Annotated in this window: 17 protein-coding genes and 1 pseudogene; 11 read left to right on the top strand and 7 right to left on the bottom strand. The window is 48.4% G+C overall.

The annotated features are described in order from the left end of the window. Positions 1-323 precede the first annotated feature (323 nt). On the bottom strand, positions 324-1,121 hold the full coding sequence (locus KCG43_RS11465) for an Imm49 family immunity protein (protein ID WP_218384947.1): 798 nt from the start codon (positions 1,119-1,121) through the stop codon (positions 324-326). A 926-nt stretch (positions 1,122-2,047) separates the two neighbouring features. Here KCG43_RS11465 and KCG43_RS11460 point away from each other — a divergent pair. Both KCG43_RS11460 and KCG43_RS11455 read left to right on the top strand, forming a co-directional pair. Then, a complete protein-coding gene (locus tag KCG43_RS11460) occupies positions 2,048-3,169 on the top strand; it encodes a hypothetical protein (protein WP_192017248.1) in 1,122 nt (373 codons plus the stop codon). Beyond that, a complete protein-coding gene (locus KCG43_RS11455; RefSeq protein ID WP_192017247.1) occupies positions 3,169-4,932 on the top strand; it encodes an AAA family ATPase in 1,764 nt (587 codons plus the stop codon). The genes KCG43_RS11460 and KCG43_RS11455 overlap by 1 nt, the downstream gene beginning before the upstream one ends. 41 nt (positions 4,933-4,973) lie before the next feature. Here KCG43_RS11455 and KCG43_RS11450 read toward each other — a convergent pair whose 3' ends face one another. Continuing rightward, positions 4,974-5,216: a hypothetical protein gene (locus KCG43_RS11450; RefSeq protein ID WP_218384946.1), complete on the bottom strand. Its 243-nt coding sequence runs from the start codon at positions 5,214-5,216 to the stop codon at positions 4,974-4,976. A gap of 1,070 nt (positions 5,217-6,286) precedes the next feature. Between KCG43_RS11450 and KCG43_RS11445 the strand changes: the two genes are divergently transcribed. From KCG43_RS11445 to KCG43_RS11415, 7 genes are all read left to right on the top strand, one after another. Then, on the top strand, positions 6,287-7,507 hold the full coding sequence (locus KCG43_RS11445) for an ABC transporter substrate-binding protein (RefSeq protein ID WP_370630686.1): 1,221 nt from the start codon (positions 6,287-6,289) through the stop codon (positions 7,505-7,507). A 143-nt stretch (positions 7,508-7,650) separates the two neighbouring features. Further along, positions 7,651-8,568 (top strand): carbohydrate ABC transporter permease, encoded by a 918-nt coding sequence (locus KCG43_RS11440; protein WP_218384944.1) that lies wholly within the window; start codon positions 7,651-7,653, stop codon positions 8,566-8,568. Next, a complete protein-coding gene (locus KCG43_RS11435) occupies positions 8,568-9,425 on the top strand; it encodes a carbohydrate ABC transporter permease (RefSeq protein WP_161458743.1) in 858 nt (285 codons plus the stop codon). The genes KCG43_RS11440 and KCG43_RS11435 overlap by 1 nt, the downstream gene beginning before the upstream one ends. Before the next feature lie 5 nt (positions 9,426-9,430). After that, positions 9,431-10,534 carry an ABC transporter ATP-binding protein gene (locus tag KCG43_RS11430; protein WP_218384943.1) on the top strand — a complete coding sequence of 368 codons (1,104 nt, stop codon included), beginning with the start codon at positions 9,431-9,433 and terminating at the stop codon, positions 10,532-10,534. 244 nt (positions 10,535-10,778) lie between these two features. Continuing rightward, positions 10,779-11,207, top strand: coding sequence for a VOC family protein (locus tag KCG43_RS11425; protein WP_218384942.1), 429 nt, complete (start codon positions 10,779-10,781; stop codon positions 11,205-11,207). Positions 11,208-11,227: 20 nt separating this feature from the next. Next, positions 11,228-11,827, top strand: coding sequence for a pentapeptide repeat-containing protein (locus tag KCG43_RS11420; RefSeq protein WP_192017241.1), 600 nt, complete (start codon positions 11,228-11,230; stop codon positions 11,825-11,827). 270 nt (positions 11,828-12,097) lie between these two features. Then, positions 12,098-12,847, top strand: coding sequence for a carbonic anhydrase (locus KCG43_RS11415; protein ID WP_218384941.1), 750 nt, complete (start codon positions 12,098-12,100; stop codon positions 12,845-12,847). Between the two features lie 103 nt (positions 12,848-12,950). Here the strand turns inward: KCG43_RS11415 and KCG43_RS11410 are convergent, their stop codons facing one another. Continuing rightward, the gene (locus tag KCG43_RS11410; RefSeq protein ID WP_192017239.1) at positions 12,951-13,436 is read right to left on the bottom strand and encodes a heme-binding protein; all 486 of its coding nucleotides are present in this window, start codon (positions 13,434-13,436) and stop codon (positions 12,951-12,953) included. 155 nt (positions 13,437-13,591) lie between these two features. Here KCG43_RS11410 and KCG43_RS11405 point away from each other — a divergent pair, with 155 nt between their 5' ends. Together KCG43_RS11405 and KCG43_RS11400 are read left to right on the top strand one after the other, a co-directional pair. Beyond that, a complete protein-coding gene (locus KCG43_RS11405) occupies positions 13,592-14,269 on the top strand; it encodes a response regulator transcription factor (protein ID WP_218384940.1) in 678 nt (225 codons plus the stop codon). Further along, entirely contained in the window at positions 14,247-15,704 is a 1,458-nt protein-coding gene (locus KCG43_RS11400) for a sensor histidine kinase KdpD (protein ID WP_218384937.1), read from the top strand. Before KCG43_RS11405 ends, KCG43_RS11400 begins: the two co-directional genes overlap by 23 nt. Positions 15,705-15,761: 57 nt before the next feature. Here KCG43_RS11400 and KCG43_RS11395 read toward each other — a convergent pair. From KCG43_RS11395 to KCG43_RS11380, 4 genes and pseudogenes are all read right to left on the bottom strand, one after another. Continuing rightward, positions 15,762-15,963 (bottom strand): annotated as a pseudogene (locus KCG43_RS11395) (hypothetical protein); the annotation flags it as partial. A gap of 183 nt (positions 15,964-16,146) precedes the next feature. Next, on the bottom strand, positions 16,147-17,112 hold the full coding sequence (locus tag KCG43_RS11390; protein WP_218385176.1) for a TDT family transporter: 966 nt from the start codon (positions 17,110-17,112) through the stop codon (positions 16,147-16,149). 833 nt (positions 17,113-17,945) lie between these two features. After that, positions 17,946-18,278 (bottom strand): YegP family protein, encoded by a 333-nt coding sequence (locus KCG43_RS11385; RefSeq protein WP_218384934.1) that lies wholly within the window; start codon positions 18,276-18,278, stop codon positions 17,946-17,948. 292 nt (positions 18,279-18,570) lie between these two features. Beyond that, positions 18,571-19,383, bottom strand: coding sequence for a S24 family peptidase (locus tag KCG43_RS11380; RefSeq protein WP_218384932.1), 813 nt, complete (start codon positions 19,381-19,383; stop codon positions 18,571-18,573). Positions 19,384-19,586 lie beyond the last annotated feature (203 nt).

The raw sequence follows: 19,586 nt of genomic DNA, 5'->3' as shown, positions 1-19,586 counted from the left end.
GACAGGCGGGAATCCATGTAGCGAGTGCGGTTTCTAAGGCTGGGCGAGTATGTCGCGCTTGGGTTCGGTGATTCTCTTGGCATGGTGCGATGCGCGCCAGTTACTCTTTGCTGGCACAAATAGTAACCAGAAATGCCTTTGGTTTCTTTGGTGTTGTCCGGGGCGGTTGTAGGCGCTCCCGACGCCGACAACCTAAAAATTCGTCCTGAATTTTTCCCTGGGGAAGTGGGTTTCTTGGGGCTTTTGCTTGTTGGGCAGCATTTTTGATGTCGACTATTCATTCTGGCTAATTTTAACTAGTTCAGACCATATCTAAACTGGCCTTAAAGTAAAGACTCTGGGATCAACGTGTGTTTACCCTCATACGACAAACCATAGCGTTTCGCCAGCTTTACCAGCCCTACAGCAGGCAAACTGATATAAGCCTCTGGGGTGCCACGAATCTCACCTTTTGCGCCTTTTTCATAGTCTTTGAGATTCATTTGTAATGCTTTTTCAAAGCTTTGCTGATCACGAGTCACTATAGTGAAAAGGCAAAGGTTGAGGGTATAGCTGCGAGCTCTCCAACCTCCTTTAATGGGATGGGTCAGTGAATTATCCAGCGCTGATTGAAGTAGTGACTTGCTGAGAGAATCGTCACCGTGCGTCAAGATGTTACGCAGCGCCTGTACGGTATTCACCATTTCCATCGACTTTGAGTCATTCATATCTTTTTCCATGAGCTGGATAAAAGGTACTGACTCACGGGTAAGTGCATCATCGTCAAGAGAGGCTATTTTGAGCAGTAATGAATGGGTCAGGGCTAGGTTGACGCACCCGCTTTTCTCCGGGCCAACAGACAAATGGCGTAGTTCGCACTGATCATCGTAAGCCATGCGATATGGCATGACACCGTTCATGATGGCTTGGGTCAGGGAATCGATGGATTGTTTCCGCTCGCCAAGTAAGGCATAGCAGATGGCCAGCTCTGCGTAATACTCCGAACGACCGTGAAATACGCTTTCTTGCGGTATGTTGTGTTTTTGGTGAAACCCTTCTTTTGCCAGTTGTTCTATCCGTGACAGCTGGTAGTTACTCTCTGTAATCCACTCGCGAATTGTTGCCTCTTTAGGTTGTGTCATGTTGTTTGGCCCTTAAAACAATTTGGATAGGCAGTCCCCCGCGGAAGGTCAATTTCATACGCTGTCTGCTGCGAGATTGAGATAATTTATATGCATTACCAGTATGAATGCGACCGTAATATGGAGTGTTTAGTTATTTTTTGCTTTAGTGGTAGGGATGTCGCGCTTGAGTCTGGTGGTTCTTTTGGCATGGTGCGATGCGCGCCAGACACTCTTTGCGGGGCCAAAGAGTGCCCAGAAAGCCCTTGTTGTTCTTTGGCGTGGTCCGGGGCGGTTGTAGGCGCTCCCGGCGCCGACAACCTAAAAATTCGTCCTGAATTTTTCCCTGGGGGAGTGGGTTTCTTTTGGGTTTTTGAGTGTGGTTTGGTTATGGATTCTGGTGCAGTTGGGGTATGTCGCGCTTGGGTTCGGTGGTTTTTTGGCATGGTGCGATGCGCGCCAGTTACTCTTTGCTGGCACAAATAGTAACCAGAAATGCCTTTGGTTTCTTTGGTGTTGTCCGGGGCGGTTGTAGGCGCTCCCGGCGCCGACAACCTAAAAATTCGTCCTGAATTTTTCCCTGGATTGGGATACTCTGATTTCTAACTCATTTTTGGATAATTTCGTGCTAGCGGATTTGCTAAAGTAATGGAAAATGGAACAGCTATCCTGTAGTAAAAGACAATATCTGGTTCATTAGTTCGATGCTTATATCAAGCTGGCAATTGATTGTTTTCCCTTAACAGTTTGATACACAACACAAACTAGTAAATATTCTGAATTGGGGAATATCCGTAATCTTCAAAATGTGCAAAAATATCCATTTATACAGAGACATAGAATCAAAAATAGCTCTGCTAGAACGAGAGTAAACATAACTTATTGGCTTAGGGTGAATGGCACAATCCTGATAGATATCTCATTATGGCTTTGATTGGGGTAAAACTTTGAGTACAAGAAAAAAATCGGCTAACTCTGGTGTCGACGCCTTGCTGGGTTTCGAGTTTCAACGCAATTGTGCACTGTATTTGTTACTAAGCGACTATGGTCGGTTCAAAGGTAGAGAGTTCTTCCTAAGTATCGAACATCACGATGATTTTCTTTATTGCTATAGAACCGATTGTCGAAGCAATATTGAAGAAGTCCACTCTTATCAGGCCAAGAAGCTGTCGGGTAACATCTGGAGAATAAATGAGCGTTTTTCAGAAGTGATAGCAAAAATGCTGGAAGTTGGAAATGACCTCCTAAGTGATGCTGCACCCAAATGCCGTAACTATACGCATGAACTTACGTTCGTTTCTAACTCTGATATTGAGCTTAAATTCACGCCAAACAAAGAAGAGAAAGAAGCAGGGAAAAAAGAATTAACTCATGTCCTTAATGAGCAGAATTGTCGATGCCACTATGATGCTGTACCCGATGTAATTAAAGATACTATCAGTAAAAAAGTTAAGAGCTTTTGTAGCAAGGCCGAAGTTCCATATTACGAGTCAGAGTTGGATAATTTGCACATTCAGTGGGTAGATTTCCCTAGGACAAAACAGTCTCAGAGAGACTGCCTGGTTGGTCTTATGAGCAGGAAATTTCCGCATGTATCGGATGCACCCGCGGCAGTTGAGCTACTTCTAAGTTTGTTCAGAGAGGTTGAAGCAACATATAACCAAGGCAAGGTTATTACGTTGCTCGATAGTTCTAAAAGAGTCGAAGGTGATGAAATCAAAAAAGCCATCGACATCATTGAAACAGAACAAAAGACTTTTAAGCTTTGGAGAGAGCATTCAACTGAATTAGCACGTAAATTTCGGATTCCAATTGGTATTCAAAATAGCTACGAAAACCATATCAAAAATACATTCGAGCTAATGAAAGACATGATGAATAACGAGCATCAAATTATCAAAAGTTTTGTTAATGATCATGATTATTCGATGGACTATTATAGTCATGATGAAATGTTTGAAGCCTACGTTTCTGATATCAAAGGGAAGTACAATATAAATCTAAGGCATATTGATATTTTCTTCACTACTTTATGCGCTTTTGTAGAGCACCACGGAGAAACACTTTAATGAAAAAAATAATAACGTTCGATAAATTGTTCGTCAGCTCAGAATCATATAACGTATGTTTCAACGAAGTGTTTTCACCAGGTGTCAATGTAATAAGCGGTCGGAATACTTCTGGTAAAAGCTCTTTGATTCAGAGTTTGTTATTTGCGTTTGGCGTTAATGATGTGAAGGAGAGTCTTGATGAAATCCTTTTCTATCAACCAACCTTCCGAGTAGATTTTAGGATAAAAGCTGATGATTCCTTTTTGGCATACAGTATCGTCAGAGATCCTAAATCAATATACGTAAAAGAGCCTAGCGGTAAAGTTATTCCTTTCCATGGAGTGAATGCAGACAACAGTGTAGAACATATTAAGCTGAAGGACTACATCAGAGATTTAGTTGGTTTCTCCTTGATTCTTGAGCAAAAAGGAGAGCTTAAATCTGCTCCGCTTGAAAGTATGTTTTTACCTTATTATATTTCTCAGTCAGTCGGATGGGTTTATTTGCGTGAATCCTTCTCTAATCTTCAGTATTACAAAGGATTTAAGGACGACTATTTAGATTATTACCTCGGCATAAACAATAATTTTGATCGAGTAGAGCATAGGAATCTTACTAAAGAGAAAGATAAGTTATCTAATGATATTAGTAATTTAAATAGATATAGTAGAAAGGCTGAATTTCAGTTTTCTAACTTGGTTGATGAAGCTTTTGGTGAAGAAGCTGAAGAATACATTGAAAAGTACATACAGAAGTCTAAGTTTCTTGAGGAAGAGCGAAATACCTATATCAGGTTGTGTAACGAACTTTCTTTACTGCAAAATCATCATAAGATTCTGAAAAGAACCAAGAAAAACATTAAGAGGCAGAATTACAACGACGTTGACAGATGTCCGGCATGCACTCAGGTTTTATCATATTCTCTTGAGGGATTGTACAGCCATTATCAAAAATACAACGACACTGTTGAACTTGAATCTCACATCACACAGAAACTAGTTGACAAGCAGTCGAGTATTAATTCCTCCAAGAAGAAAATGACGAAAATAACTAAAGATATTTCTGATAATTATGGCGTTTTACTGGAAAAGAATGTTGATGGCGTAACCTTTTCGCAATGGGTTGAAAACAAAGCGAACATCACCCTCTACAAGAAGATGCAGGATGATATTCAGTCATCTAAAACGAAATTGGATAAGGTGAAAACGTCTTTAGCTTCGATGGTTACCCAACAAGAAACGTTGTCTGAACGCTTCAAGAAAGAAAAAGCATTTAAAAAGATTTTCGCTAGTTACACAAAACAACTGGGATTAAAGCCGTTGAACGACTCAAGGTACTTGGATTTGTATAAGATTCACTCATTTCCTCGTCAAGGCGTTGAATTACATAAAACTGTAATGGCGTATCATTTTGCGTTAAACGCAATGATAGGAAAATCTGATACAGCACACCGATTTCCGTTTTTACTTGATGCCATTCTCAAAGAAGATATAGATGAGACAAACCTAGAGAATATTCTGTCATTCGTTGGTAATAACTTACCTAGAGATACCCAAACATTTGTATCTATGTCCGAACATGTCAAAGACTCTGATCAAGAAGAGTTGGAAGTAAAACCTATAGAGAGAGTGCGAGTTAAAGATGTTATAGAGTCTTACTTTCCAGAGAGCTCAAAACTTTTTTACATTGGTAACGGCAAAATCGAACGTGGATTTCTTTCTCAGTCACTCGATGATTATCAAGAAATTTATGAAGAAACAATTGATATTACGGCAATCTGATTTGCTTCTTTGATAAAATAAAATTTACTTATTACGTTTATCTATGACCCAATTGCCCACTTCTCCTTTTTCGGGTATGACGGCTTGAGAATGTACATTGGTAGCACAACCACAGGGAAAAATTCAGGACGAATTTTTAGGTTGTCGGCGCCGGGAGCATCTACAACCGGCCCGGACAACAGCAAAGAACCCAAAGGGCTTTTCTGGGCACTCTTTGGCCCGACAAAGAGTGTCTGGCGCGCGTCACACAATGCCGAGAAATGCACCAGACTTAAGCGCGACATACTTTATCCAGCCTTAGAAATCTACTCGCTGTATGGATTCCCGCCTGACGCGGGAATGACGGCTTGAGAATGTACATTGATGGTACAAAATTAGGGAAAAATTCAGGACGAATTTTTAGGTTGTCGGCGCCGGGAGCGCCTACAACCGTCCCGGATCACAGCAAAGAACAAAAAGGCATTTCTGGGTACTCTTCGTGCCAGCAAAGAGTACCTGGCGCGCATCACACAATGCCGAGAGATACACTGAACTCAAGCGCGACATACTCACCTAGCCTTAAAAATCGCACTCGCTGTATGGATTCCCGCCTGACGCGGGAATGACGGCGTGACAATGCACAAGGATGATACAAAATTAGGGAAAAATTCAGGACGAATTTTTAGGTTGTCGGCGCCGGGAGCGCCTACAACCGTCCCGGCCCACAGCAAAGAACAAAAAGGCATTTCTGGTTACTGTTTGTGCCAGCAAAGAGTAACTGGCGCGCGTCACACAATGCCGAGAGATGCACCAGACTTAAGCGCGACATACTTTACCCAGCCTTAGAAATCTACTCGCTGTATGGATTCCCGCCTGTCGCGGGAATGACGGCTTGAGCATGTGTATTGGTGACACAACAGCAGGGAAAAATTCAGGACGAATTTTTAGGTTGTCGGCGCCGGGAGCGCCTACAATCGTCCCGGCCCAAGCCAAAGAACAAAAAGGCATTTCTGGTTACTGTTTGTGCCAGCAAAGAGTAACTGGCGCGCGTCACACAATGCCGAGAGATACACCGATCTCATGCGCGACATACCTGCAGCCTGGCTGAAAACGTTCACGTATCCCCCTTACTGACATCACACTTTTTAGCATCTATTTAACACCCTAACCCCCTGATAAATAATCAAACACAACTAAATGTTACGCGTGTGTTACGTTCGGGTTTCCTTTTGTTACAGTGCGCTTTTCTTGCTTGGGTAGACTCTAACCAACTGGCGATCTGTACCCTACACGCCAGTCATCACCCTTATAAACAAGGAAGAGCATAATAATGACAAAGCAACGTACCTTTACTCTGAAAAAATCGCTGATCGCTATGACATTCGCGGCAGCCAGTTCCGTGGCGAATGCCGGTGAAGTGGAAGTGCTGCACTGGTGGACATCGGGCGGTGAGGCCAAATCGGCCGCTGTGCTCAAGCAAATGCTGGAAAAGCAGGGCGACAGCTGGAAAGACTTCGCTGTGGCCGGTGGCGGCGGTGAAAGTGCGATGACAGTACTGAAAACCCGTGCGGTGTCGGGCAACCCGCCGTCTGCGGCGCAAATCAAAGGTCATGACATTCAGGAGTGGGGCGATCTGGGCTTTCTGACTTCACTGGATGATGTGGCAGAAGCCGGTCAATGGGATAAGGTGCTGCCAGCGGTGGTGACTAAAGTCATGAAATATAACGGCGACTACGTGGCTGTGCCGGTGAACGTGCACCGGGTGAACTGGCTGTGGGCTAACCCAGAAGTGTTCAAGAAAGCCGGTGCGACAGTGCCTGCCAACATGGACGAGTTTTTTGCCGCGGCCGAGAAGATAAAAGCCGCAGGCTTTATTCCTCTGGCGCACGGCGGCCAGCCTTGGCAGGACGCGACCCTGTTTGAAGCTATCGCGCTGGATGTATTAGGTTCGCAGGACTATAACAAAGCGTTCGTTGATCTTGATATGGACGTGCTGTCCGGTCCGAAAATGGTCGAAACCTTCGCGACTTTCCAGCGTATGCATGACTACATTGACGATAACTCGCCGGGTCGTGACTGGAATATCGCCACCTCTATGGTGATCAATGGCGAGGCTGCCATGCAGATCATGGGCGACTGGGCGAAAGGTGAATTTGCCGCGGCCGGTAAACAGCCGGGCAAAGATTACATCTGCGCACCCGCGCCGGGCACAGCAAACCAGTTTACCTTCAACATTGACAGCTTTGCCTTCTTCAAACTGAGCAACAAAGACAACGAAGAGGCCCAGAAACATCTGGCCAAAACCATTTTGAATAAAGACTTCCAGGAAGTGTTTAACCTCAATAAAGGCTCGATCCCTGTGCGTCTGGACATGAACATGGACAAGTTCGACAAGTGTGCGCTGGATTCAATGGCCACCTTCAAAGCCTCGGCGCAAACGGGCGATCTGGTCCCAAGTATGGCCCATGGCCTGGCCACGACCAGCTATGTGCAGGGTGCGGTCTACGACGTGGTGACCAACTTCTTCAACGATACATCTGCCGATCCTAAACAAGCCGCGCAACAGCTGGCTCGTGCAGTAAAAGCAGCCATGTAACCCTGTCGGCGGGCTGGGAGCTCAGCCCGCCGGTTCACCTATGCTTTTTTACCTCTGCGGCAAATGAATATGACGATTCATGCCGGGGCACGCGTGTGCCTGAGAGGTGATCATTGAGACGCAACCAGAATCAAGGACGCACTATGGAGCAAACCTTGTCGCTCACCAAACAGAAAGCGGCCCGGCCCAGCCTGGCGGACAGATTACAGAAATGGCTGCCGAAAATCGTGCTGGCGCCGACCATGCTGGTCACTGTGATCTGTATTTATGGCTTTATGTTTTGGACATTTTATTTGTCGCTGACCAACTCGCGCTTTCTGCCCAGCTTTAATTTTGCCGGTCTGATGCAATACGAAAAGCTGATGGACAACGACCGCTGGATCACCTCGGTGACCAATCTTGGTATTTTTGGCCTGATGTTTATGCTGATTGCGATTGTGCTGGGGGTTGGTCTGGCGATTTTGCTGGATCAGAATATCCGCCAGGAAGGCGCAATCCGGACGATTTATCTCTATCCCATGGCGCTGTCCTTCATTGTGACCGGTACGGCCTGGAAGTGGATTCTGAACCCCGGCCTGGGGATCGAAAAACTGATGCATGACTGGGGATTTACCGGCTTTGAATTCAACTGGCTGGTGGATCAGGACATGTCGATTTACACCCTGGTGATCGCCGCGGTGTGGCAGTCGTCGGGGTTTGTCATGGCGATGTTCCTGGCGGGGCTGCGCGGTATCGATTCATCGATCATCAAAGCGGCCCAGATCGACGGCGCCAGCATGCCTGTCATTTACTGGAAAATTGTCCTGCCGTGCCTGCGTCCGGTCTTTTTCAGTGCCGTGATTATCACTTCGCACATTGCCATTAAGAGCTTTGATCTGGTCACCGCGCTCACCGCAGGTGGTCCGGGCTATTCCTCCGATTTGCCTGCGCTCTTTATGTACGCGCACTCCTTTACCCGTGGACAGGTGGGTCTGGGTGCGGCGAGTGCCATCATGATGCTGGCGGGCGTGCTGGCCATTCTGGTGCCTTATCTCTATTCCGAATTGCGGGAGAAGAAATAATGAATAAGCATTTCACTCTGGGCCGGATGGCGATTTACAGCGGACTGCTCTTTTTCTGCGTCGTGTACCTGATGCCGCTGTTTGTGATGGTCATTACCTCGTTCAAAACCCTGCCCGATATTAAAAGCGGCAATCTGATGTCCTTGCCGCAGGAGTGGGTGGGCTATGCCTGGCATAAAGCCTGGTCCGGTGCCTGTACCGGCGTGAGCTGCGACGGTATCAAAGGCTATTTCTGGAATTCTTTCCAGATGGTGATCCCGGCGGTGGCGATTTCAACCCTGCTGGGGGCCTTTAATGGCTATGTGATCAGCAAGTGGCGTTTTCGCGGCTCTCAGCTGTTTTTCAGCTTGCTGCTGTTCGGCTGCTTTATTCCGTTTCAGGTCATTTTGTTACCCATGGCTGCCTTGCTGGGCATGCTGGGGCTGGCCAACACCACCGCCGGTCTGGTGACGGTGCACGTGATTTACGGTCTGGCGTTTACCACACTGTTTTTCCGTAACTTTTACGTTGGCGTACCCGATGAGCTGGTTAAAGCCGCCAAGCTGGACGGAGCCGGTTTCTTTACTATTTTCTTCCGTATTCTGCTGCCGCTGTCGACGCCTATCTTCATGGTGACAGTGATCTGGCAGTTCACCGCCATCTGGAACGATTTCCTGTTCGGCGTGGTGTATTCGGGGGCGGAAACCCAGCCGATCACGGTGGCGCTCAATAACCTGGTCAATACCAGCACCGGGGTGAAAGAGTACAACGTCGACATGGCCGCCGCCATTATTGCCGCATTGCCAACGCTTCTGGTGTACGTGCTGGCAGGGAAGTATTTTGTCCGCGGTCTGACCGCGGGATCAGTGAAAGGATAACAAGCATGGCTACACTCGCTTTAAAACAGATTCGTAAAACGTACCGCAACGCCGAGATTGAGACCTTGAAAGGGATTGATATCAGCATTGATTCCGGTGAATTCCTGATCCTGGTTGGCCCTTCCGGCTGCGGCAAATCCACCCTGATGAATACCATTGCCGGGCTGGAAGATATCTCCTCCGGCGAGATTCTGATTGATGGTGTTGATGTCGCTCAGGTGGAACCGAAAGACCGCGATATCGCCATGGTGTTCCAGTCTTATGCCCTGTATCCCAATATGACGGTGCGGGACAACATCGCTTTTGGTCTCAAAATCCGCAAGCTGGACAAAGCCAGAATTGCGCAGGAAGTGGATCGGGTCGCCGCTATGCTGCAGATTGATCACCTGCTGGATCGCAAACCGGCGCAACTGTCAGGCGGCCAGCGCCAGCGTGTGGCGATGGGGCGGGCACTGGCGCGTCAGCCTAAGCTGTATCTGTTCGATGAGCCGTTGTCGAACCTGGACGCCAAGCTGCGGGTTGAAATGCGCACCCAGATCAAACGTCTGCATCAGCAACTGGGCACCACCATAGTGTATGTGACCCACGATCAGATAGAAGCCATGACCCTGGCCGATCGCATTGCGGTGATGAAAGACGGCGAACTGCAGCAACTGGGCACCCCTAAAGAAATCTACAACCAGCCCAATAACATGTTTGTCGCCGGTTTTATGGGCTCGCCGTCAATGAATTTTATTCAGGCCAAAGTGGAGCTCGACGCCCAGAACAAGCCGGTTGCTAGCGTGACAGTGGCGGGAGAGCCGCACCTGCTTGCCCTGCCCGCCGCGCTGCGTGAACGCGATGGCCAGTCGATTGTGATCGGGCTGCGTCCGGAAAACATCACTGAGCAGCTGGTGGAAGGCGAGGGCTGTACCACGCTGCCGCTGACGGTGGATGTGCTGGAACCGACAGGCCCGGACACCATTGCCATGGTCACCATGAACGGTCAGGAAGTGGCGTGCCGCATTTCACCGGACTATGAGGCTAAGGTCGGCGAAACCATGCCTTTCCACATCGATCTGTCAAAAGCGGTGTTTTTCGACGCGCAATCCCAGCAACGCATCATCTGATTTTTTGGGGAAGGCTCACTTGAGCTGTTTTGCCCGCACTGGTCTGCGCCAGAGCGGGCTTTTTTGTCTGACATCAGTGTTGAAAACGAAAGACAGAGAAACACCGCACGGCACATGGCATTCATATTTTCAACGTCTGCCTGAGCAGATTGATAAGGAATCTGTTAGCCTCGCTGATTGAGGTAAAGCAGATAGAACAAACAAAACAGAGCAAGCAGACAGAGTCAAATAAGGAGCACAGAGTATGAAACCCCGAATCAGTGTCCTGACACTCGGTGTGGATGATCTGGAACAAGCGGTCAGTTTTTACCAGGATGGTCTGGGCTTACACACAGACGGCATTGTCGGCCAGGAATTTGAGCACGGTGCGGTAGCCTTTTTCGATTTGCAGTCGGGGCTCAGGCTGGCGCTCTGGCCGCGCAGCAGTATCGCACAGGATACCGGCTTGCCTCAGTCAGAGTCTTCACCCACAGGGTTTACGCTGGGGCACAATGTCGGTTCGAAAGCTGAGGTCGACAGTGTCATGAAACAAGCTGAATCTGCCGGTGCCACTGTGATCAAAACCGCGCAGGATACTTTCTGGGGCGGCTACGCCGGCTATTTTCAGGATCCGGACCAGCATGTGTGGGAAGTGGTGTGGAATCCGCATTTTCTGCCAGATGAAGAAGTATAACGATAACCAAGGATATACCCGTGAAACACATCGATAATGATGAGCAGTACTACAATCAAACCTTCGATAAGCTGTCGCTTTCTTTATATGAGTTTGCAGACGTTGAATTTGAAGACTGCGAATTCAACGACTGTAATTTTACCGAAGCCGTATTCAAAAACTGTAAGTTCATCAATTGCCAGTTTCATCAATGTAACCTGAGTTTGCTGAAGATCCCGCACACACGTTTTTTCGACGTTAGTTTTCTGGAATGCAAACTGGTAGGTATCGACTGGACACAGGCCAACTGGCCCTCGTTTAATATCGATCATGAATTGCGGTTCCGGAAATGCATTCTCAATGACGCTTCCTTTTTCGGCCTGACATTGAATGAGCTCAGGCTGGACGATTGCAAGCTGCACGATGTCGACTTCAGGGAAGGCGACTATAAAGACTCTGTCATGACCTTCTGCGATTTTACCCACAGCCTGTTTATGCGTTCCGATTTACGACGGGTCGATTTCACTGAATCCACCCATTACAACATTCACGTGCTCGACAATCAGGTTGAAGGTGCCAAATTCTCCCGTTTTGAAGCGTTACATCTGCTGGAAAGCTTGGGCATCGAGCTGGTGGACTAGCCTGGCTTGAGGGCGATTTTCAATCCACTGATTAGATGAAATGAGACAAACTGTTCACATTTTAATGTAACAAAAGTTATTGCAATCAGGTTTGTCGATGCAGATATGAAAATGGATGCATTATGACGCTTTTATGACAATGTGTTTTTTTCTTCGCTTTTATCATGTACCGCCTTTGAGGGTGGTTGAACGTTATCTGGCTGACACCGGACATGTCGGCCGTGGTTCATCGTCTGACGTTTGTTTTTTTGATGAAAGTTTGGAGAGAAAATGAAAAAGCACCTTGTTTTAACTATGTCATGTTTGATTGCAGCACTTCAGGCCGGTTCGGTTCTCGCAGCTGAGAATCCACACTGGAGCTATAGCGGGCACGATGGCCCCAAGCATTGGTCGACACTGGATCCTGAATTTAAGGTCTGTGCCACTGGCAAAAATCAGTCCCCGATTGATGTAACCGCTGCCGTTGCAGGCGCCCTAGCGCCGCTGGAAATCAGTTACCGGCCTTCTGGTGCCAGTGTAATCAATGAAGGTCACACAGTGCAGGTCAATTATCAGACCGGCAGCTATATCACGCTTGATGGCGAGCCGTTTGAGCTGAAGCAGTTTCACTTTCACACCCCCAGTGAAAATCTGATCCGGGGTGAGTCTTTTCCGTTGGAAGGGCATTTTGTCCATGCTGATAAAAACGGCAGCCTGGCTGTGATTGCGGTGATGTTTAAAGAAGGCAACGCCAATCACGCACTGGCTTCGATCTGGCCGCACATTCCGGCACAGGTTGGGGCAACGGCGGCGCTGAAACAGCCAGTCGATGCCAGCCAGCTTCTTCCCGCACAACAGGATTATTATCGCTTCAGCGGCTCGCTGACCACACCGCCCTGCTCGGAAGGGGTGCGCTGGCTGGTGATGAAAGCGCCTCAGTCACTATCGGCCAGTCAGATAACCGAGCTGATGAAAATCATGAAGCACAGCAATAACCGTCCTGTGCAGCCGCTGAATGGCCGTGTGGTGGTGGCTTCATAAATTAGCATTTCTGGTCTGGAGACGGATAAAAGTGACAATAACCGGCCAGATGAACCGGTTATTGTCAGAGGTAAATCGTTATCGGTAGGGCTTGTTGCTGTGATTATTTGAGTACAGCTTTGATCGCCGCTTCGGCGCAGGCTACATCCAGATGACCACCAGGCGCGCCACCTACTCCAATGGCTGCGACGACCTGATTATTGACATTAACGGGCAGGCCGCCAGCCAGGAACAGTAAATTGTCATCCATGTCTTTCAGCGGTGCCATCAGCGGCTTATCGTTCACCAGCGTCATCAGGTTCGCCGTCGGTTGCTTCATGCTGACCGCAGTGAAGGCTTTCTTGCGCGAGCTGTCCAGGGTGTGCGGTCCGGCATTATTCTGGCGCAGTTGTGCCAGTACCCGGCCTGATCGGTCAACCACAGTGGCAGTGACGGCATAGTTATCTTTGGCGCACTGCGCAACAGCGGCTTGTGCCAGTTCAAAAGCGGTGCCGGACGCAAGCTGGGTCTCGGTAACTGTGGTTGCTGCGGATGCAGACGCGGCGAAGACAGAGAATGCCAGACAAAGCTGAGGTGCGAGAGTTTTCATGTCATATCCTTTGATGGGATGGGGGAATGACGCTACTTTACTGGGTCTCAATTGCCGCAGACTTGCCCGAAGATTACCAAACTGTAATCATCAGGCCATGATCCGTCATGGTATTATCTGTGGTTTGGCTAACACGGGCGCACTCAGGAATAAGCATGCATATCTTGGTGATAGAAGACGAACCCTCTATTCGTGAGTTTGTACGGCAGGGGCTGGAAGAGCTGGATTTTCAGGTCACAGTGTGCGCCGATGGCAAGCTGGGGTATCAGCTTGCCAGCCAGGAAAGTTATGATTTGATCATTCTTGATTTGATGCTGCCCGTCATGGATGGCATGGCGATTTTGCGGCAATTACGGGGCGAAGGGCATTCAACCCCGGTGCTTATTCTCAGTGCCCGCCATTCGGTCGATGAACGGGTGCTGGGGTTACAGTCCGGTGCCGATGATTATCTGGTCAAGCCATTCGCGTTTGCCGAGCTGGCGGCTCGCTGTCAGACTTTGCTCAGGCGTCAGAGCGCGGCTTCAGGTACGGATGTCCTCAGTTATCAGGGGCTGACGCTGGACTTATTGTCGCGGGAAGCCCGGCGGGACGGCGTGCTGATTGCATTGAAACCCAGGGAGTTTTCTTTGCTGAAATTGCTGATGACCCAGCCGGGGCGGGTGCTATCAAAAACCGTGATTCTGGAGCAGGTCTGGGGCTTTCAGTTCGACCCGCAGACCAATGTGGTGGATGTACTTATCTGCCGTCTGCGCAGAAAAATCGACAAAGGCTATGCGACGCCGCTGCTGCACACAATTCGCGGAGTGGGTTATGTGCTCAGACATCAGGGCTGAACAGGCTACACGTGGTGCCCAGCGTGCACTGTTCCGCCGTTTTTTGCTGACATTGTTGGTCTGCTTTTTGCTGATAGTGACTGTGATGGCGCTGGTGCTGACTTGTCAGCTGGATTATCAGGAAAGGAAGCTGCTCGAATCGTACGGGCAGGAATACCAGCGCATCCTCACTTTTGAGTCAGATACTAAATTCGAGCACGTGGTGGTCAGTAATCCCAACCGACTGATTGAAAACGCCGTCAGTGTATCAAAAGAGACGATTACGGGTCAGCTTGAATGGGTCAGCGGCGCAGAGCTGACAGTATTGCCAGACGGGCCCTCGGCCTACCGGTTAGCGAATCGTTTGTGGTATCACTTATTCAGTGATGCCCCTTATCTTACTCTTGAACTCAGCGGTAAACCGGCCCGCTACTGGCTGGTGATGGATGGTGGCCCGCGGCGCAGTCAGTTACTCAGGCAGGGCAGTTGGCTGATTGTGGCGCTGGCTGTTATGGTTGCTGTGATGTCACTGGTGGTCTGGCAGTTACTGAGTCGCACACTCTTGCCTTTGCATAATCTGGCCAAAAGCGTGGATCAGATCAGCAACGGCTCTTTGGATGCCATGCTGGATACTGATCTGCCGCCTCCTGAAGCCAAAGGGCAGTTCGGGCAGCTCAGCCGGAGCGTGCAACAGGTGATGAATCGCCTGAAGGAGGCCGTCCGGGGAATGGATAATACCGTGGATGCGATTGCTCATGATGTCAGAACACCGCTATCCCGTATCATACTGACCACAGAAGCCGCGCTCAGCGAACACAGCGGCAAACAGGAGAGTGAGCAGTCACAACATAAACTGGCCGCCGCGTTATCAGACTGTGCGGAATCAGCACAGAAAGCCAGTCAGATGCTCACTACCCTGATGCGTATTCATGATGAGCAGGTCGGCCGTCATCCCTGCCAGTTGGCGTCGGTTAATCTGGCATCGTTACTGGCCGAAGTCGCCGCCTGGTATGAGGAAGTGGCCGAAGATGCCGGTATGACGCTGAATGCGTCGGCCCTTCAGCCAGTGCTACTGCAGTCCGATCCTAAACGCCTGACACAAATCGCCGTTAACTTGCTGGATAACAGTCTGAAATACAGTCAGCCTGGCGGTGAAATCACTCTGCTGTGCGGCGAAGAGGATGATGCGGTGTGGTTCAGTGTCCGGGATCAGGGGATCGGGATTGCACCAGCGCATCAGAGCCTGATTTTCCAGCGCCTGTACCGGGTTGAAGCGAGCCGTCATCAGCCCGGCTACGGTCTGGGTTTGCCGTTCGTATCGGCTATGGTTAAGACCTTGCAGGGACATATCACACTGGATTCAGCGCCGGGCAAAGGCAGCCGCTTTACCGTCCGGCTGCCCAAAGCGCTGGCAGCTGGAGCTATCAGTCCCGCTCAGGAGAACAATCCGGATTAGCCACACGATGACCGCGATCCAGAGCAGCGATATCGGCAAGATCGGTGGCGTTCAGCGTCAGTGAATTTGCTTCGCAATAGTCTTCGAGAGAGACAGAGCTTTTCTGCAATAAGATCCAGAAACGTTCAGGTTTCGGTGCTGTCACCTGTGCCATATCCTCAATACTGTAGCCCCTCTCAAACAAGTGGCTTGCATCTTCCCGTCGTAAGTCGTGGTAACGCCAATCCTCAATCCCGAAGCTGTTCCTGACACGCTGAAAGCAGCGAGGACTTTAAGGGATTACCTAAACGTTTTTTTGCTTGGGGAGTGACGATCCCCAGGGCCTAATCCAAAAGCAGTCATATTAAAACCCGTGGCCACAATGTGGACGCACACTAGTTTTAGTCAAGTTAAAACAGTAGCTTACGTTTAAAAACAAGGCCCATTATGGGCCTTTACGCGTTTAGTGGCTGGCTTTTGATGGCTCTCTGAAATAGGAATTCCAGTAATACAGCGCATAGTTAGCACCAACCCAGCACATCAGCAGGGTCGCGACGCTGATTTCGATCACGCCTGCCAGGTTGAGGTATTTTGACAACGCATGATCATCCGGCAGCCACTCTGTCAGTCGGTGCATAGCCACGGCGCTGATCACCGAAGGAAAGGTAATCGCTGCCATAGAAGGCTGGAACCTGTATTTGAGGATGTCGATATAGCACAGGTAGACGAAGATCGTCATCGTGATGCCAATGCCTGCCAGCGCACCGGTAAGAATAGGATCGGGGCTTGCCAGATTCGTCAGGTACGCCGTCAGCGACAGGTTCACCGGGGCGGCCATAATGGTCAGAGTGGGGCGAGCGACCCGGGGCAGGCGACCGGCAAAGCACAAGCGGTACAGCACCACGGGCAGCATAAAGAAGTAAATTGCCACACAGACATTGGTCATAAAAATGGAAAACTCAGCGTGACCGAGTTGTGAGCCTGCCAGCGTGCCACTGATAGCGCCAACGGGATAAAGGAACCAGCTCGGATACAAATGTATCATGCGGAATTTATTAATCTGAAAACTGAAAAACAACATCATCATGGTGAGGTGCAATACCAGTGCCGGATACCACAGAATACGGGCGCTGGCAGGGTGAACACCTGCCAGATAATCGGCCAGCACCAGCATTGTCATCGACATAGGCGCCATCAGGCTGCCGTACAGCGGATGGTGCAAATCTGAAAAGAACAGCTTGGGATTGAGCAGGTATTTCATCACCACAGGAATGAGCAGGCAGGCGCCGATCAGCGCACAAACAGAGCGGACATGGATACCGAATTCAGGATAAAACAGTGACCAGGCAAGCCCGGTGCCTGTAATGGCTAACGCCAGAGCTGCCTGGGCGGTGGGGACCTGAATAAATGCTTTGCCGAGTGCCACAATTTCTCCTCTTTTTCTGTCCTGCTAGCAGGTGTTGACCCTGAAGTTAAGCGGAGGATTCTACACTATATAGTGAAAAAAGGATGCTGCTTGCTGACTGTTATTGAGCGGTTTGCCAGTCGTTTGGGCTGCCTGTGAAAAGCGGATACTTGTCAGGAAAATTTATCCGAAAATTGCTGCAAAAGTTGCGAAATACAGGATTTGATCCCATAGTAATAGTGAAGCGTGTGAAGTGAGAGAGTTTCATGCTCTAGCTTCTGGAGGATTAAGCTGTTCTTCGATACTCTCATGTTCCTGCTTCTTGGTTGTTTCCGGCTTCAGAGGACGCAACCGCTAAAGCACCAAGACACTAAGACGGTGAAAACTTAGTGTTACAATTTGGAATGCAACAACACAAGACAATTAGTACTTCTTCGCCAAATAACCAGAATGCTCGATTGAAATGAATGACGATTATCGAGTACGGCATACTCAACGTAATGAGTGGCGAAGCCCGCGTTAAGAAAGGCCCTCAGTGTGCTGAGTAGGTAGACTGAAGGTAGTAAAAGAGTACACAAGCCGCACGCAACGTGCGGCTTTTCTTTTGCGCGTTATGGCTGGAAATTGCCATCAAATACCTGTTTTCACTTGTCTTCAAACAAGAACACAATGAGTCGCGCGGGCCATGCGCACTATAGGCGAGAAATCGCAGTTCTTGAAATGTCACGATGCTGGTGGCAGCAGGCGCGGGCGAACAGAAAAAAATGAAAAAGTGTCGTGCCAAAGCCACGGAAAGGGTCATCTCCATTCGCACCCGCCAATGGAGATGACGGAGTGAAGTCCCAGATCTTCGGGGTTCAGACAGTGAGATCTTTGATCTTGTCGCTTGGCCCATTCTTCTGTACCGACTTTATACCGTTGTCAGCACCGGACTTGGATTTGTACATCTCACTGCTGCCAATAACCTGGTGGTTTTTGGCCTTGAGATTGAAGTGGAATTGACCGTTTGCGGCTTCTTTTAGTTCGTACTGCTCAGCATTGGGAGAATTCGTCTGAACAGACTTGATCCCGTTATTGGCTGCCGCCTTGGTGGTATACATTTCACTTTTGAGGATAACCTCGCCATTCGCCGCCTTCAGTACAAAATAAATCTGATCATTTTTTGCTTTTTTCAGCTCATAACTGCCCATGTCCAACTCCTTGTTGTGTCGTGAATTTAGATAAAGATTAGTCCTGTTTTCACAAAAAAGAGTGATATTTGTCGTAAACAAGTCCGTTTCGAATTTGTAGAGAACCACTAGATATGAAAAAGACAGGGATTAAGTAGGAATGCTTGGGATTAGGCGGGAAGCCTTGCTGTGTCTGGACTCGTTAAGGTTTGAGGCGGCTGGTGGCTTAAATCGGGTGTTTTGATAAAAACTGAAAGGTTGAAAAGGCGGAACCGCTTTAAATGAAAATCCGCCTATCGTGATAAAAGCACTTCTATAAATCAGACGAAACGTTTACAACTCTGCCAAATACGTAAAGCTGATCTACTTTTTCTGCCGGGATGGTTATTGATTGGTACTCTTTATTATCACTGATGATAACGACAGAACCGTCGAAACTTTTCTGGATACGTTTGGGGTACAGTTCATTGCCCAAGCGCACGACAAAAATCTTCCCGTCTATAAGGTCACGTTTGCTGATATCTACCAATACAGAATCATTATCATTGATAGTACCTTCCATCGCATCGCCTTTGTTGAACAACACAACAAGATGACAAGGATTCAAGCGTCGGTAGCTCAAATACTTTCTTCTGAAGGCCATATGGCGTTTTACTGGCAACTCAGACAAGTCAGAACTTGACGGTATCTGTGCATGGTAGCCAGGAATTAACACATACTCTTCATCTAAGTCAGAGAGCGCCACACTGCATACGGGTTCTTGGGTAAGAGTGTGTTGGTTCTCTTCATCAACGATAGCAAGTTCTGAGCTAATGTTGAGAAATCCCCCTGATCCACATGTTGGGTCATAAACTGAGGATGGAAAAACGTCCTTCGGTCCTTTCCCTGTAGCCAGCCATTCCAGGTTTACTTTCTTATAACGTGCAATCGCTACCAGTTTCTCCAGGGTTGGCATGGAAGTTCCGCCTGGAGGCAGGTACTTACGCAGCCCACTATCGGTGATACCGACTTTACGGCCAAAACTCAGCTTGGATTCATCCCCTATCAATTCTAAAAGACGATCTGGAAACTGTGCGATTCCCTCATCGTAAAAAGCACTTTGTGTGTTTTGCTTCTTATCAGTCATAGATTCGAAGTAAGCCTTTGTTATTGTTAGACTTTATTTAATTTCATTTATTCAGTGCCCACTCAAGGAAAGCACATCACATGTGTTTTTATTTGTCTTATTAAACCAAACAAAAGTGCGACTGAATTCATAAAAATTGAAAAACAGCACTCAAATGAGCTTTAACTGTCTAATTGTTTGGAATATCCTTCTTTTTGTCGCAA

Origin of the sequence: Photobacterium sp. WH24, assembly GCF_019204055.1 — a bacterium.
In the GTDB taxonomy this organism is placed as follows: domain Bacteria; phylum Pseudomonadota; class Gammaproteobacteria; order Enterobacterales; family Vibrionaceae; genus Photobacterium; species Photobacterium arenosum.
Note: the sequence above shows the minus strand (reverse complement) of the source record. Positions and strands in the feature narration are given on the sequence as shown.